General features: G+C 45.5%; 12 protein-coding genes and 1 pseudogene. All 13 read left to right on the plus strand.

Annotated elements, in window-relative coordinates; all coding sequences use genetic code 11:
• Positions 1-371: 371 nt before the first annotated feature.
• The 13 genes and pseudogenes from AB4623_RS09995 (at position 372) to AB4623_RS10055 (ending at position 15,829) form a co-directional block, all read left to right on the plus strand.
• Positions 372-581 (plus strand): DUF3283 family protein, encoded by a 210-nt coding sequence (locus AB4623_RS09995; RefSeq protein ID WP_008216860.1) that lies wholly within the window; start codon positions 372-374, stop codon positions 579-581.
• A 96-nt stretch (positions 582-677) separates the two neighbouring features.
• Entirely contained in the window at positions 678-1,394 is a 717-nt protein-coding gene (locus AB4623_RS10000) for a YebC/PmpR family DNA-binding transcriptional regulator (protein WP_010432326.1), read from the plus strand.
• 161 nt (positions 1,395-1,555) lie between these two features.
• A pseudogene (locus AB4623_RS10005) lies at positions 1,556-1,720 on the plus strand (LysR family transcriptional regulator); the annotation flags it as partial.
• Positions 1,721-1,732: 12 nt separating this feature from the next.
• On the plus strand, positions 1,733-2,608 hold the full coding sequence (locus AB4623_RS10010; protein WP_102428112.1) for an NAD(P)-dependent oxidoreductase: 876 nt from the start codon (positions 1,733-1,735) through the stop codon (positions 2,606-2,608).
• 460 nt (positions 2,609-3,068) lie between these two features.
• Complete coding sequence (locus AB4623_RS10015; protein WP_372122578.1) at positions 3,069-3,749, plus strand: hypothetical protein; 681 nt, start codon at positions 3,069-3,071, stop codon at positions 3,747-3,749.
• A gap of 46 nt (positions 3,750-3,795) precedes the next feature.
• A complete protein-coding gene (locus AB4623_RS10020) occupies positions 3,796-4,494 on the plus strand; it encodes an ABC transporter ATP-binding protein (RefSeq protein WP_372146311.1) in 699 nt (232 codons plus the stop codon).
• Positions 4,482-5,780: an ABC transporter permease gene (locus AB4623_RS10025; RefSeq protein ID WP_372146313.1), complete on the plus strand. Its 1,299-nt coding sequence runs from the start codon at positions 4,482-4,484 to the stop codon at positions 5,778-5,780. The genes AB4623_RS10020 and AB4623_RS10025 overlap by 13 nt, the downstream gene beginning before the upstream one ends.
• A complete protein-coding gene (locus AB4623_RS10030; protein WP_017072335.1) occupies positions 5,773-6,567 on the plus strand; it encodes an outer membrane lipoprotein-sorting protein in 795 nt (264 codons plus the stop codon). The genes AB4623_RS10025 and AB4623_RS10030 overlap by 8 nt, the downstream gene beginning before the upstream one ends.
• Positions 6,568-6,576: 9 nt before the next feature.
• Positions 6,577-7,869, plus strand: coding sequence for a hypothetical protein (locus AB4623_RS10035; RefSeq protein ID WP_372146315.1), 1,293 nt, complete (start codon positions 6,577-6,579; stop codon positions 7,867-7,869).
• On the plus strand, positions 7,869-8,903 hold the full coding sequence (locus tag AB4623_RS10040) for a sensor histidine kinase (protein ID WP_017072337.1): 1,035 nt from the start codon (positions 7,869-7,871) through the stop codon (positions 8,901-8,903). The genes AB4623_RS10035 and AB4623_RS10040 overlap by 1 nt, the downstream gene beginning before the upstream one ends.
• Before the next feature lie 72 nt (positions 8,904-8,975).
• Positions 8,976-9,824 (plus strand): LytTR family DNA-binding domain-containing protein, encoded by an 849-nt coding sequence (locus AB4623_RS10045; RefSeq protein ID WP_017066907.1) that lies wholly within the window; start codon positions 8,976-8,978, stop codon positions 9,822-9,824.
• A gap of 175 nt (positions 9,825-9,999) precedes the next feature.
• Positions 10,000-12,762 carry a M16 family metallopeptidase gene (locus AB4623_RS10050; protein WP_372146317.1) on the plus strand — a complete coding sequence of 921 codons (2,763 nt, stop codon included), beginning with the start codon at positions 10,000-10,002 and terminating at the stop codon, positions 12,760-12,762.
• A gap of 298 nt (positions 12,763-13,060) precedes the next feature.
• Positions 13,061-15,829 (plus strand): M16 family metallopeptidase, encoded by a 2,769-nt coding sequence (locus AB4623_RS10055; protein ID WP_372146319.1) that lies wholly within the window; start codon positions 13,061-13,063, stop codon positions 15,827-15,829.
• The last annotated feature ends 8 nt before the right edge of the window (positions 15,830-15,837 follow it).

Below are 15,837 nucleotides of genomic sequence, written 5' to 3' on the forward strand. Positions count from 1 at the left end.
TTAGGCAACAACGCCTATCGGAGGCGGTATTAAAAACTTAGATGAATCAAACATTGCTCATAGAGTCACTTTTGAAGTTCCTTTAGACCTCCCTTGCCAAGCTTTTACTAATATAGAGTAAGCGTGTTAGTTATGCTGCTGCTTTTCTCGAAATGCAGCAGCATTGGCCATACAAAGATAACATTTACCCCTCTACTTTTTATCTTGTAACGGCTCTTTAGCCAAACACACTTTCCCAAACTAGCTTGACCTGCATCAGCGACTTGCTGCTTTCTCGTCCGACAACCCCCACTATTGCTCATAGTATTGGTTTTATGAGGCTGCTCTATGATATATTTCTCGGCCAAGCGTATTACAGACGAAGGCTAATAATGTCTATCAACCTTTCACTCCTTCCACCCAGTGAGAAAAATAAAATCGAACTGGATAAGCAAGCATCGTTTCTTGTATGGAAACTGAAGCAAGCGAAATGTGGCCCTGAAGCCATTGTTGAAGAAGCAATGAAGCTAGGTGACCCAGATGAAAAGGTGTGGTTTGAACAGTCTGTAGAAAAATACAAACGGGTAATGGGTGTCGCATAAACGCAGACAAACCTTGCCCAGCAGTGCTGTAGAATTGAAATGACACAGTAATTTGCTAGAATTTGCACCGTTAATTGAATCAGAGAGAAGATCCCGATGGGAAGAAGTTTTGAAGTGCGCAAGGCCTCAATGGCGAAAACTGCAGGCGCAAAAATTAAAGTTTATTCTAAATACGGTAAAGAGATTTACGTACTGGCTAAGAACGGCAGCTCTGACCCAGACATGAACCTACCTCTTAAGCACCTGATTGCTAAAGCGAAGAAAGACCAAGTACCAGCACACGTTATCGAAAAAGCGATCGATAAAGCGAATGGCGGCGGCGGTGAAGACTTCCAACCAGCTCGTTACGAAGGTTTTGGCCCAGGTGGCACAAGTGTAATCGTTGACTGTCTAACTGATAACGGCAACCGTACTTTCCAAGACGTTCGTCAATGTTTCGTTAAGACTGGCGCGAAAATCGGTGTTGAAGGTACTGTGTCTCACATGTTCGCTCACCAAGCTGTATTCCAGTTCAAAGGCGAAGATGACGAGATCATCCTAGAAACGCTAATGATGGAAGACGTAGACGTGACTGACGTTGAGCTAGAAGACGGTGTTATCACTGTATTCGCTCCAACGACTGAGTTCTTCAAAACGAAGACTGCACTAAACACTGCGTTCCCAGAGCTAACGCTAGACGTTGAGGAAATCACTTTCGTTCCTCAAACAACTACACCAGTAGCTGAAGAAGATTCTGAGAAGTTCCAGAAGTTCTTAGACATGCTTGACGACTGTGATGACGTTCAGCAGGTTTACCACAACGCTGAGCTGTAATCTTTACAGTAACAACAGTTATTAAAAAACCGAGCCTAGTGCTCGGTTTTTTTATGAACGTTATACCTGATTTTCCTTGATCATCGTTCCATAATGTACGGCTGACAAAGCGTTCTCTGGTCGCGATTTATCGCTGAACTTCATTATATTGTTCGTCTTATCCCGACATGAATCTGATTTAAGTACTCCCTGAGTATCATCGGGGTGATCGCCAAGCGTATTTAGTGTACAAAGAAAGAAAATATCAGCCAAAGGCTTTGACCCTGCTTATTGATGCATTGATTGAGAGTGTTCGATCTTTTCATAGCGATGGTTTGGTCAAATAAAAGGAGAAAGAAATGAAAGTAAGTTTTATCGGGCTAGGCGTTATGGGTTTCCCAATGGCAGGCCATCTAGTCAAAGCCGGTTTTGAAGTAACGGTATTTAACCGCACTCACAGCAAAGCGCTAGGCTGGGCTGATAAACACCAAGGTAAAGCGGCTGAATCTGTGGCTGAGTGTGTAGCGGAAGCTGACGTGGTATTGGTTTGTGTGGGTAACGATGACGACGTACGCAGCATGACAACCAGCGAAACAGGCGCATTGGCAGCGATGAAGCCAAACGCGATTCTTGTCGATCACACTACAACGTCTGCAGTTCTGTCTGAAGAGCTTGAAGTGGCAGCGAAGCAAGCCGGTATTCGCTTTATGGATGCACCTGTATCTGGTGGCCAAGCGGGCGCAGAAAATGGCGTGCTAACCATCATGTGTGGTGGCGAACAAGCGCTTTTCAACGACCTTCAACCTGTGTTCGAAGCTTACGGTAAGTCGTCAGTTCTTATGGGTAAAGTCGGCCAAGGCCAACGCGCGAAAATGGTTAACCAGATCTGCATTGCAGGAGTGTTGAATGGCTTATCTGAAGGCTTAGTGCTTGCTGAAAAATCAGGTTTGGATATCCCAACTCTGGTTGATTGCCTTAAAAACGGCGCTGCTGGCTCATGGCAGATGGAAAACCGTGCTACCACAATGGCACAAGACAAGTTCGATTTTGGCTTTGCAATTGATTGGATGATCAAAGACTTAGGTTTCTGTCTAGATGAAGCTGAGCGCCAAGGCATCCAGCTTCCACTGACTGAAAAGACCAACAACGCCTACAAGGCACTGTCTGCCGAAGGACAAGGCCGCATGGATACATCAGTATTGATGAAAGCCGTGGTTGAAGAGACAAAGAAGTAGAAAGATCGAAGTAATAGGAACTTCGTTTAGATAACTAAAAATAGCCGCGGATTAGCGGCTATTTTTTTGGTTTGAGCTCTGCCGAGTGCGTTAATCCAAAATAAATCCCCTCCTAGCCTCCCCTTGATTCATATGTAGATCCCTTGCTGATCGTGGAGAGGGGAGGAATAGAACATCGATCGTTAAAAGTGTCGATATATGTTCAGTGCTAAAGAAAGTTCTCCCCCTCTGCTAAAGATCTAGAGATATTGATGAACCCAGATTGAGGGGGAGTTAGAGGGGGAGGTAACTATGGCTAATTATGCGAATAGTGTTCGTCTAGTTCCTATAAGGTTGAGACCCCACTCACACCGCCTCTCAACCATTCACTCCTTATAATTACCATTCGTCGCATTGGTAAAACTGCACGACAAATTCTAGTTAACCTTTCAACGTCAACATTTGAAAGGGATTAGAAATCATGACTACTTCACACTCATTTAATTCAGGCTCTACAACTTCTGTGCTTAAGCGTTCATTACTGATTGCACTTGTTTCATTCGCACCCACTTTGGTGCAGGCCAACCCGAGTTCAGACGTGCTCGATATCTACAACCAAGCGGCGCAAGGCAATGAAGACTTGGTTGAGGTGGCTTATGAACGCCTTAATGACACGCTGCAACAAGACGGCGCTACGCCACTGACTTTAGTTTATTTAGGAAGCACAGAAACCCTGATGGGGCGTGATGCGTTCTTACCTTGGAACAAGATGAAGTATGTGGAGAGAGGCTTATCAACCATTGATAAATCACTGGTGCTGCTGAAAGACGAAGACCAACCAATTCATGAACAACCCCGTGTTCAAGGGCTGCCAGATTCTTACCTAACTCGCGCAATGGCCGCCGTTACTTACACCTCTCTGCCAGACATGTTTAATCATTTCGATCGTGGTTATGACCTGTTCCTCTCGCTATTGGCTGAAGATGCTTTCCAGCAACAGCATTTCGCTGTGACATCGTGGATTTACCGTTATGCGATTGAGGCATCGATTCGTGCTGAAGACCTAACGCAAGCACAAGCGTGGCTAGAGCAAATGGAAACGGCCGATGCCGACAACATCGAAACGATGACTGCGAAGGCCCTAATAGCGAAAGCGAAATAAAGGGCATGGAAGCTAAACAGTTGGTTAGTAATCAGAGGAAAACGGGATGATTGAATTTAAAGATATCGGCAAAGCATATATCACAGGCGGTCAACGTGTTGATGCATTAAACGGGGTCGATGGCCATATCCAGCGCGGTGAAATGGTGGCGTTGTGTGGCCCGTCGGGTTCTGGAAAAAGCACACTTTTGAATATTCTTGGTTTGTTGGATATGAGCTATCGAGGACAGATCAATATTGATGGCCAACCGTATCCGACAGAGCAAATCGCCGCTGCACGCTTTCGCCGTCAGTCGTTGGGTTTTGTATTTCAGCGCTTCAATCTGGTTCCAGTGATGACGGCACTTGAGAACGTGGCCTACCCATTGATGTTGAACCAATGTTCGAAACAAGAACAGCAGACCAGAGCACAAGAGATGTTGGAGCGTGTTGGGCTAGGCGAATATGTACATCATCGCCCAGACAATCTTTCAGGCGGCCAGCAGCAACGTGTCGCGATAGCCAGAGCGCTAATCCACAACCCAAGCTTAGTCATTGCCGATGAGCCGACCGCTAGCTTAGACAGTCACACCGCCAACCTTGTGATCGACATTATGAAAGAGCTCGGCCATGAAATGGGCACCACCTTTATTGTCGCAACGCATGACCCAAAAATGGCGCAGCGTTGTGACCGAGTCATTGAACTTATCGATGGTCAACTGGCACTACAAGCCACAGCAATGGAGGCAATCTCATGGGCAAGTTAACACAAAGAATGAGCACTTTTTTGCTTCCTACCTCGGTGCGTTTGGCGTGGCTTAATTTATTGAGAAACGGTCGCCGTAGTCTGCTTTCGGTATTGATCATCGCAATTGCCGTATTTGCGCTGACCTCGGCTGGAGGTTATGGGCTTTATACCTATGAATCTCTGCGTGAATCGACCGCGCGCGATACTGGTCATCTTACTTTGAGTACGCCGGGATATTTTGAGCAAGATGAAGACATGCCGCTGAGCAATGGTCTAGACAATGTTCAAGCCCTAACCAAGAGCATTATTGGCGACAGCAATGTGCGTGGGGTGCAGCCGCGAGTCTATTTTAGTGGTTTGGTGTCTAACGGCAGCAAGTCGAGCATCTTTATGGGAACAGGCGTTAATGAGCGCGAGTTCGACATGAAAGGACCTTTCCTTGACGTGCGCAGCGGTCAAACTCTCTCTGATGTGAAATCTCCCAGATACGACAGCCAAGAGCCACAAGTGATGCTGGGAACCGACCTTGCTCGCAACCTCAAAGTTGCGGTTGATGATTGGGTGACACTGCTCGCCACCACCAGTGACGGCGCATTGAACGCTTTTGATTTTAAGGTGCAGGGTATTTACTCGACAGGAGTGCCTGAGCTGGATAAGCGTCAGCTTTACGTTCATATCACCACCGCTCAAGAGCTTTTGGCTTCAGACAAAGTCAGTACCTTGTCGGTGTTCTTATTTGAGACAAGCAAGACCTCGACCGTTCAACAGCGTATCCAAACAGCTTTAGATCGAAATAGTGCGAGCCAAAGCGATCAAGGCACAGAGATCGAGATCACCCCGTGGCAAGATCGCGCGTTTTTCTACACCAAGGTGAAAGATCTTTACGACCGTATCTTCGGCATCATGGGCGCGGTGATGGCATTGGTAGTGTTTGTGTCGTTGTTTAACACCATGACCATGTCGGTGACCGAGCGTACTCGTGAAATTGGCACCTTGTCGGCACTTGGCAGTTACCCTTCTGAAATCGTGGCGGGTTTTCTAAAAGAGGCGGGCTTACTGGCGGTAATTGGCAGTGCGATAGGCGCACTAGTGAGCGGTTTAGTGTCGGTGTTATTGCTGGTGATTGATGTGCAAATGCCGCCACCTCCAGGCAGAACCGAAGGTTACCCACTCAACATTTACTTCTCACTGGAATTAGTTGGTTACGCCACTTTAGGTGTGCTGACGATATGTTTGCTGGCTGCTTATTTCTCTGCTCGAAAAGGTGTAAATAAGCCAATCACGGAGGCGCTGGTTTATGTCTAAATTAACTCATTCATTCAATACCTTGGCTTTAGCGTTGGGCTCTGTTTTGGCTTTGGTTCTAGCATCGACGCCAAGCTGGGCAGTTGATTCACAACAAGTCACAGAGATGATCGCGAAGGCGGATAGTTACCGGTTGAACAGCGCACAAGCCTCTAAGGTAGTGTCTTTAGTGGCGTTGTATCAAGACGAGCAACTGGACAAAACCCGTGAATACAACGTCTATACAAGACCAAATCGAGAGTCGTTGGTGGTGTTCAAATCAGCCGTCGAGGCAGGTCAAAAGATGCTGATGATAGAAGATAATTATTGGCTACTGATGCCGAAATCTCGCCGTCCCATTCGTATTACCCCGATGCAAAAGCTATTGGGTGAAGCCTCGGTAGGGGATATCTCGACGCTGACGTGGAGTGAAGATTACCAAGGTGAGTGGGTTGCTGAGCAACGAGTTGAGATGCCAAGTGGCGAGACACTCGATACCCATCACCTAAAGCTCGCGGCGAAAACTAAGGGTGCCAGCTATCAGTCGATTGATCTGTGGTTAACAGCAGACCGAGCGTTTCCAGTTAAAGCGGATCTGTACCTGCGTTCAGGTAAACTGGCGAAACAAGCGTGGTTTGCTGAAGGCGTGCGTGATGGACTGCCAACAGTGATGTCGATGACCCTGCTCGATAAGATTCAACCAAGAAAGAAAACCGTGATTGAGTACCGCGAAGTGAGTGAACAAAGCTTGGCGGATAAATACTACAACCCTGCCTACCTATCGCGTAACAGCGTGTCTGGACTTTAGGTGAGCGTCATGAAAGCTTCCAATCGCCGATTCCACATCAAGTATTCAGCCGTTACTTTGCTTGCTTTGTCTTGTGTGAGTAACACGATTCAAGCGGACGATCTGAACTTGGCGTGGGATTGGCAACTCAGTGCAGAAGCCGTTGAATCGCGAGAGTCGCCATTTAGCCCCTTACCAACTGATAATCGTCAGTCATTCAATGGCTTGCTGGATCTTGAGGTTGGATATGGCAATTGGCTTGGTCTGTTCGCAGTGAAAGCCAACGATATTCTAAGTAATAACCCTCAACAACAAGACGCGAGCTTTGAGTCTGAATTCATTGTGCGTGAGTTGTTTTGGCAAGGGGGCGCTGAGCTGTCGAATTCATTAATCGGCGACCATTACCTCGATGTCACGCTTGGCAAGGTTCGTTTGGATTGGGGCGTGGGTTATGGCTATCGACCGTTAGACATCATCAAGCCTTATCGACAAAACCCGGTGGGCATTGTCGCAGAAGAGGGCGCGGGTGTGGCCTCGGCGTCACTGTTCGATATGACGGGAGAATGGACACTGCTTTACAGCGATTCGTCATGGACTTCTCAAGACGTAAATGAATTCGAAAAGCAGAACCAGCAACAAGGCTTTGGGCTGCGTCGTTACAACCTAGTGGGTGACCATGAGTATCAGTGGGTCGCTTATTATGACGATGTACGTCACGGCTTGCTTGGGGCGAGTTTAGTGTCGGTATTAAACCTCGCGTGGGAGTTTCATGGCTCGGTGGTCTATCAACGACAAAGCCTTGGCTACAGTCAGCCTAATTCAATGCTTAAACCTGTGTATCTTGAAGAGCAGGGCGAAGCTTATCAAGCGTTGGCAGGACTAACATGGGCCAATGACACGGGTCACAATGTGGTCTTGGAATACTGGTTTGATAGCCGCGCTTGGAGCAATTCTGAATGGCAAAGCGCAATAGAAAGTGCAGAGTTTTTGTCTGTTAATCCGATGACAGCATCACTAGCAGGGTCTTACGCGCAAGGTTATCAACACGCCAATTTGGTTCAACACAACATCATGTTTCACTGGTCTCTGGATTCGACACATGGCTGGCTTGAAGATATCACGCCGACATTTGATGTGATGTTATCTCCTCAAGATGGCGGCTTTATTGCTACCCAGTGGCTCAACTATCAGGCTTTAGATAATGGCAATTCATCGTTGGATTTGGAACTTGCTGCACGCTTTCTAGGCGGTAAAAGTGATTCTGCTTACGCCAACTTACCCGATAGTCATATGATTCTCTTAAATATCAAAGGACGATTTTAATGGACACTTCTTCAAACAGTCGGTTTTCATGGATTAAGAGTTTCGCGTTCACCACGCTATTTTGTGTTCTTATTGCGATTACAACCCATACGATTTGGGGCGGCGGATTAACGGTTAACCTGGCAATCAGTTTTGGCTTTGGCTACAGCGCCGTGGGTTCTTCTTTCATCTTGGTGAAGTTGTTTAAGAGGACATCTCGAACGCTTGAGGTGGGTATCTCAATGGTGATCGCGATGACCTTTGGTACCTTGAATGCACACTATTGGTTGAACGGCTTTTTCGGCTCTAACCTTTCCGATCTTAAGTCTGTGATGCTGCTTGGTGTGATCTTTTGTTCCGTTTGTTATTACTATTTCTACACAAGAGAGCAGCAGCTACGTGCCGACAATGAATTAGAAGTGGCCAAGCGTCGCCAAGCTGATCAAGAAAAGGTGGTGGTGCTGAGTCAGCTTAAGCAACTGCAGAGCCAAATTGAGCCGCACTTCCTGTTCAACACGCTTGCGACCATCAATGTATTGATTGAGAGTGACAGCGCGAAAGCCAAGTTGATGCTCGAAAAACTGACCGACTTGTTGCGTGTGACTTTGAAAAACAGCCGCACTGAACAATCGACCATCGCACAAGAGGTCGACTTGTTAGACGCTTATCTTAATATCCAAAAGATACGCTTGGGTGAGCGCTTAACGTTCTCGATTGAAACACACGAGATTAGCGATTTGCAGGTGATTCCACCGTTCTTGATTCAACCTTTGGTCGAGAATGCACTCACGCACGGCATCGAGCCCAAAGCCGCTGGTGGCCAAGTGAATATTCGTATTACTCAACAAGCACAGCAGCTAAAAATTGAAGTGGCTGATAATGGCGCTGGGTTGAAAACGCCTTCTGCGAATACGGGTCACGGTGTTGGGTTAAGCAATATTCGTCAAAGAATCGAAACCCTGTATGGTGATAAGGCGAGCCTAACGATTACTGAACACGCTGAAGGCGGGGTAGTCTCGACGATCTTGTTACCGTTGACTGAGGCAGCCGCCTAGAATTACAGATCAGAAAACACCGAACAGTGACGCAAAATAGACGATTTACAGTGTGAATTTAAAGGACTAACCATGAACAACCCAACAGTACAGCCGAGCGTAACGGCGATAATCGCAGACGATGAAGCACTGTTAAGGCACCACTTAGACAAGAGCCTTGCTGAGGTTTGGCCGGAGTTAGAAATCGTCAGTAAAGCACAAAACGGTTTGGAGGCGATGGAGAGTATTCAGCAGCTTAAGCCCGACGTGGCTTTTCTCGATATTCGTATGCCGGAACTGGATGGTATCTCTCTGGCGAAACAACTCAACAAGTTAGATTCACCGCCATTGATTGTGTTTATCACGGCTTATGACGAATACGCGGTCAAAGCTTTTGATCACAATGCGATGGACTACCTGCTTAAGCCAATCAATGAAGAGCGTTTACTGGCCACATGTCAGAAAGTGCAAGCGCGTCTGTCGAGCAATCAAACACAAACAGGTACCACGCCAGAACAGCCCGATATCACGGCGTTAATGGCTCAGCTTCAACAACTATCCCAGTCGACGTCACAGCAAACGCAGCCTCCTTATCTATCGGAGAAAAAGTATCTCACATGGCTCAAAGCCAGTGTAGGGGAAGACATTCACCTAATCGCCGTCGATGATGTCGCTTACTTCAAAGCAGAAGACAAGTACGTGTCTATATTTAAGAAGGGTCAAGGGGGATCGCTAGAGGAGTATATTCTTCGCGTGTCACTAAAAGAGTTGATAGCGCAACTCAATCCTGATGAGTTTTGGCAAATCCACCGTTCAGTGGTAGTGAAAGTTTCCGCCATTGATAAGGTGAAGAAAGGGCTCTCAGGTCAGATGTCGGCGTATGTGTCAGGGGAAAAGCTACCGATCAGCCGTGCCTCGCAAGCGTTGTTTAAGGGTATGTAGCGTACGAGCAAAAGGCGCGACATATCACCTTTATAATTGATTCATGTAATTTATAAATTAAACACTTTCATATTTATATCGAGTGACTCTAAAATTTTAGTCGTTTGATTTAATGGCGAATTATTACACTTTGGCGATCGGATATATTGAAGCAAAGCCCTTCAAAGAGATCGTTATGAAAGCATACTATTTAGTCGTCGTATTGAGCTCCACATTGCTAGGTTGCAGTTCTACTCCTCATCAACAAACGTTATTGAAATCCGATCCATATTGGGTCACAGGTGAATTAGATAACGGTTTAACCTACCACGTTTACCCTGACCGAGAACAACCAGTATCGGTACGCTTACTTGTGCATGCCGGCTCTTTTCAAGAGAGCGATCAACAAAAAGGTTATGCCCATTTTGTTGAGCACATGGCGTTTAATGGCAGCAACAATTTTTCAGGGAATGATGTAGTAGAGTTATTTGAGCAATCTGGTGCTAGCTTTGGCGCTGACTTAAATGCTTATACCTCTTATCAAGAAACCCTCTATAAGTTAGATCTACCCGACAACAAGAATCTAGATAAAGCGTTGGCATGGTTTAGAGATATTGGCGATGGTTTACTGCTGTCCGGCGCTGAGATCGAAAAAGAGAAAGGGGTGATATTAGGAGAATTTCGACACACACGAGTTGAAAATAAGCCTCTCTCATTTAAATTCTACGATCATATGGTTGAAGGCACGAATTACCAAACCAACGATCCCATTGGCAATAAAGAATCCGTTTCTAATGCGAATGTTCAAGAGTTAAATAACTATTACCAAACCTGGTATCAACCTCAGTTAGCCGAGGTGATTGTCTCTGGTGATATCACTCTGGCAGAAGTGATCCCTTTGATTGAAGAAACTTTCTCTGATTGGCAAAGAGGCACAACACCGGTTCCCGTGAAGAACACGTCAGCGGATTACAATACTCAAGATTTTGTGGCGTATGGAGCTGGGAGCGAGCCACCGAGCATCGGGATAGTGATTGAGCGTGGGCAAAGAGTGACACAGAGCCATGAGCAACAACATCAGCTTTGGCTAGATGATATTGCTCAACAACTCATCCAACAAAGGTTGAATTCAGATTTTGTTGACGCTGCATTGCCAGTGCAATGGGTTGCTTCGACTCCCTATTTCTTAGAGTACCAAAGGTATTCCATTACTACGGTTGGCTTTCCTCTCGATAGTCGAGAGCAAAGCCAGCAGCAGTTTATTTCTACTCTCGCCTCATTGCGTGATTATGGTGTGAGCGAATATGAATTCACGAGTGTGATACAGCAATACCAAGCTAACCTTGATGACATTCAAGCTAACTGGGAGAGAATGGACGCAGTAGCTCATGCTGACGGTAAGTCGACGGCGCTGGTGATTAACCAAACGGTTCAATCACAGCTTGATTATAAGTCGAGCTTGAAAGAGTTTCTTTCGAGTACGGATCTAGAAGCCGTAAATGATAATTTAGATGATTTACTTTCTAGTCCATATATTTTGGGATTAGGTTTATCGTCTAAAGAAGACTTGCAGGCAATGAATAACGAGCTAAAAGATGTCAGAAAAGCCTATAAAAAGACAGGTAACAGACCATTGCTCGTTACTGCAAGCTCGGCGTTTAGTGTACCAGCGTCTCAAGGTGAAATTGTAAAACAAGTTCAGGTGAGTGACGATCCTAATTTGAAGCAATGGACACTAAGCAACGGCATTGAAGTTTTGTATCTCCGTAACTCTGAGGCTGGTAATAGTGTTGGGGTTTACTATGCAAGTGAGGGGGGAAAAGCGGCGCTGAGTCCTTCGCTGTTTCCTGCTGTAGAGATTGCTCTGCCAGCTTCGATTCGTAGTGGTGTTGGTAAATTTAGTGGTTCGGAGTTCACCGCTCACTTGAGACGCGAAGACATTGAAATCTACCCCTTTATCAACTTTACTCATCATGGTTTAGAAATAAGCGCCAAGAAAAAGACGCTTGCAGAGGGTTTAGCTGCGCTCCATACCATTGTAACCGAACCTAAAATAGACAGTGCCCAGCTTGAGGCTGTGAAGTCTGAATTTGCTCAAGATCGTACAGCATATTTAGAAACACCAGTTGGTCAGTTTATTCAGATGGTTAATCGCAATAGCTATCAAACAAGCAGCCGTCACATGATGCTTGAAAGTGACGATATTAAAGCTGTCACGTCGCAAGATATACTAGACGTACAGCATCAACTCTTTCAAAAATTAAGAGACAATACATTGGTTATTGTTGCTGATATTAACCCCGCTGAAATTAAGCCTCTTGTGCGTCAATACGTTGCATCGTTGCCATTAGAAGCCGCTGTGTCTCCTGATTATCAGGTGGCTTATAGTCCTGATTCGAAAGAACGAATGGATATATCCGTCAATAATGAAGACAGCAGTCAGTATTTATTGCGTGTGATTTCCCAGCAAGCTCGGGATCAAACCGCAAAAGATGTGTTTATGGACGATATGCTTCAGCGCGTGTTGTCGAGCCGTTTAACGGCTTATGTTCGTGAAGAGTTAGGTTTGGATTATGCGCCTTATGTGTACTCGGTTGCACAAGACAGTGAGCCGAGTCATGACTGGTTAATCGGCTCTTTAACGGCTCCAGAAAACTCAGATAAAATTGAACAGGCGATTGATAAGGTCATTGCTGAAGCGGCAAAAGGGATTTCTGAAGATGAGACTCGGACGGCCGCTAAGCAGCTTGTAGCGGACCTTACTCCACTTAAATATAAGCCTACCGAACAAGCTTGGTTTATTTCTCGTTATTTGATTCATGACTATGGTTTTGAGGTGTTGTTCGACCTGCAGGGGACGGCAGACTCAATTTCTAGTCAAGACATGACAGAGTATGCGAAAGAAATTTTTGGTGATAACAGCTATCAGCTGAAGAATTTGTTAAGCCCACAAGGTTAGGTCTAGTTAGGTGAGTGGTTTTCTTGAAAGCCGCTTCTACTTTTTATATGTGGATTCACTTACAAGCCAAATGTTCAAGCATTTGGCTTTTTTTTTATTGCACTGACAAGCGAGTCTAAAATCGATGTATTAGGCTCTTATCAAAACACCACTTTAAATGAGCACAGCGATCTTACATAACGATTTATGATTTATAAAATAAAGATCTAGATCACAAAGATACTCATCAGGTTCAATATTAAATAATAATCGTTAGCTCAATCTGTATATTGTCGATGAATGACATTAAGAGGTTGTTATGAAAACATATTATTTAGCGACGGCTCTATGCCTCACCTTAGTTGGCTGTAGCTCAACATCAAAAACTACCGAAACGCCAATCCAGCCGGATCCGGCATGGGCTTCAGGCCAACTAGAAAATGGCCTTACTTATCATGTTTATCCAGATCATGAAGAATCCGTATCTGTTCGTTTAGTCGTGCACGCCGGTTCGATTCAAGAGACTTCTCAACAAGAAGGCTACGCGCACTTTTTGGAACACATGGCATTCAATGGCAGTAAGAATTTCTCTCAAAATGATGTGATTCGTCTATTCGAAGACGCAGGCGCTAGCTTTGGTGCTGATATTAATGCCTACACTTCTTATGAAGAGACGGTCTACCAGTTAGATTTGCCAGATAACATCCAATTGCAGTCTGCTTTGACGTGGATGCGTGACATTGGTGATGGCCTGGATCTATCAAGTTCAGAAGTCGAAAAAGAAAAAGGCGTGGTTCTTGGTGAGTTCCGTATGGCTCGCCTCGATGATAAGTCATTCGGAGATATATATTATGATTACTTCGTTGAAGGCGGCCCGTACGAATCGCAAGATGCATTAGGGACTAAATCGTCGATCGTGAATGCTACTCCTCAAGGCATCACCAACTTTTATCAGACTTGGTATCAACCTCAAATAGTTGAGCTGGTCGTTTCTGGTGATGTGGACATCAAAACTGTGATTCCACTTATTGAAGAAAAGTTTTCTAGCTGGGAGCGTGGCGATACGCCGAGACCAGAGAAACAGAAAACGACCTCATTCAATGAAGATGATTATGTTGAGTACGCAGGAAGAGAAGCGCCAAGCATCACTCTGACGTTTAACCGCGGTTCAAATATAGTTGAAAATCATGCTCAGCAGAATCAACGCAGGTTAGATGAAACCGCTCAGCAATTGATTCAACGACGATTAGAAGCGGTGCTCAATGATGCCGCGTTCCCGACTCAATGGATTGCATCTGATAGTTATCGAATGGGCGCTTTTTACTATTCGTCAATAAGTGTTGGGTTTCCGGCTGGAGACCGTGAAGTTATCCAACAAGATCTGCTTTCTACATTGGCATCATTGCGTGATTTTGGTGTTTCGGAAACGGATATTGCTGGCGAACTGTACTACTACCAAGACTTGCTGGATAACATCGAGCATAACTGGGATAAAATGGACAGTGTTGAACACGCGAATTACAAAGTGAGTGCGTTAGTCAATGATCGAATAGTCCAATCACAGAAAGATTATCAAGCAAGCTTGGAAGCTTTCATCGCTAACTTGAGCCTTGAAGTGATTAACGACAACATCAAGAATCTACTTTCTGATGATTACTTTATTGTTATTGGGATGGATGACTCCGAAGACAGAACCGCGATCATCAACTCTCTCGATAGTTTAAAAGCCACGTATAGCGAGGCGGGAGTTGCGCCGCTTGCGATTGGAACAGCCAGCGCTTTTGCTGTACCTAGCTCGCAAGGCGAGGTTGTACTTGCTGAACAAATGTCTATTGACCCATACATCCAAAAGTGGACGTTAAGCAATGGCATCGACATGTGGTACCTGCGTGATTATGAGGCAGGTGATGATGTTGGGGTGATGTACATGAGCCTCGGCGGAAAAGCCGCTTTGGATCCGAGCTTGTACCCAGCTGTTGAGGTTGCGTTACCTACCTTCGCTCGAAGTGGTGTCGGTGAGTTTACGGGCTCTGAGCTTTTAGCGTACTTTGATCGTGAAAATATTAGCGCCGATTCTTTCATTGGTAATACTCGTCATGGTATTGAATTTAATATCAATAAAGACGGACTTAAAGATACGTTTGCTGCGCTTTATACCTTCATAACTGCGCCTAAAATTGTTCCCGAGCAGTTAGAGGCAGTGAAACAGGAGTTTGTACAAGGTCAAGAATCTTTCTTGAGCAGCCCTGTCGGTCAGTTTGAGCGCGCAAGAAACCAGAATATCTATCGTCAAGACAGTGGCCACCTCTTTGTTGATAAAGAACGTGTTGAAGCGGTTTCTGTGGAAGACGTCGCTAATCTTCATCAGCAATTGTTTGGTCAAATGAGGCATAACCAATTGGTGATCGTGGGTGACATCGACCCAAGTGAATTAAAGCCTTTGGTTGAGCAATACTTGGCTTCGATTCCATTAGAAAAAGCTGAGGTTCCTGAATTTAAGGTGGCTTACAAGCAGCCATCTGAATCACGCATTGATTTAGCGATCAACAATGTGAATAGTGCAGAGTACATCCTACGAGTTATCTCTGAGCCTAGCGTTGAAGTTAAAATGTCGGCAAAAGATGTTTTCATGGAAGACTTGCTGCAGCGCTTGCTGGCGACTCGTTTAGATACCTATATTCGTGAAGAGTTGAGCTTAGATTACTCGCCATATGCGTATTCAGCATCCGCAGATAGTGAGCTGAGTGGTGAGTGGGTTATCGGGGCGATGGTAGCGCCGGAGAACGTTGACCAAGTCGAAGTGGCGATCGATAAAGTGATTGCAGACCTTTTACAAGGCGTCTCTGAAAAGGAAATGCACGCAGTCGTGAAACAGTTTGAAGCGGACTTCACGCCTCTCGAGACGAGCTCTATTGACCAAGCATGGTACCTGTCTCGTTATTTACTTCATGGTTACGATATCGAAGCTTTGTCTCAAGTTGAGCGAGTGGCAAGGTCGATCACTGCGGAAGACATGAATCAACTTGTCCAACGCATCTTTGGTGAAAATAGCCGTAAGGTTAAGAACATCATGCGTCCTAAAGCCTAAAGCCTAAA

Source organism: Vibrio sp. 10N.222.52.C12 (genome assembly GCF_041474215.1).
In the GTDB taxonomy this organism is placed as follows: Bacteria; Pseudomonadota; Gammaproteobacteria; order Enterobacterales; family Vibrionaceae; genus Vibrio; species Vibrio crassostreae_C.

Coding starts and splice junctions, on each gene's coding strand:
- AB4623_RS09995 (WP_008216860.1), top strand. CDS start 372: ATGTCTATCAACCTTTCACTCCTTCCACCCAGTGAGAAAAATAAAATC.
- AB4623_RS10000 (WP_010432326.1), top strand. CDS start 678: ATGGGAAGAAGTTTTGAAGTGCGCAAGGCCTCAATGGCGAAAACTGCA.
- AB4623_RS10010 (WP_102428112.1), top strand. CDS start 1,733: ATGAAAGTAAGTTTTATCGGGCTAGGCGTTATGGGTTTCCCAATGGCA.
- AB4623_RS10015 (WP_372122578.1), top strand. CDS start 3,069: ATGACTACTTCACACTCATTTAATTCAGGCTCTACAACTTCTGTGCTT.
- AB4623_RS10020 (WP_372146311.1), top strand. CDS start 3,796: ATGATTGAATTTAAAGATATCGGCAAAGCATATATCACAGGCGGTCAA.
- AB4623_RS10025 (WP_372146313.1), top strand. CDS start 4,482: ATGGGCAAGTTAACACAAAGAATGAGCACTTTTTTGCTTCCTACCTCG.
- AB4623_RS10030 (WP_017072335.1), top strand. CDS start 5,773: ATGTCTAAATTAACTCATTCATTCAATACCTTGGCTTTAGCGTTGGGC.
- AB4623_RS10035 (WP_372146315.1), top strand. CDS start 6,577: ATGAAAGCTTCCAATCGCCGATTCCACATCAAGTATTCAGCCGTTACT.
- AB4623_RS10040 (WP_017072337.1), top strand. CDS start 7,869: ATGGACACTTCTTCAAACAGTCGGTTTTCATGGATTAAGAGTTTCGCG.
- AB4623_RS10045 (WP_017066907.1), top strand. CDS start 8,976: ATGAACAACCCAACAGTACAGCCGAGCGTAACGGCGATAATCGCAGAC.
- AB4623_RS10050 (WP_372146317.1), top strand. CDS start 10,000: ATGAAAGCATACTATTTAGTCGTCGTATTGAGCTCCACATTGCTAGGT.
- AB4623_RS10055 (WP_372146319.1), top strand. CDS start 13,061: ATGAAAACATATTATTTAGCGACGGCTCTATGCCTCACCTTAGTTGGC.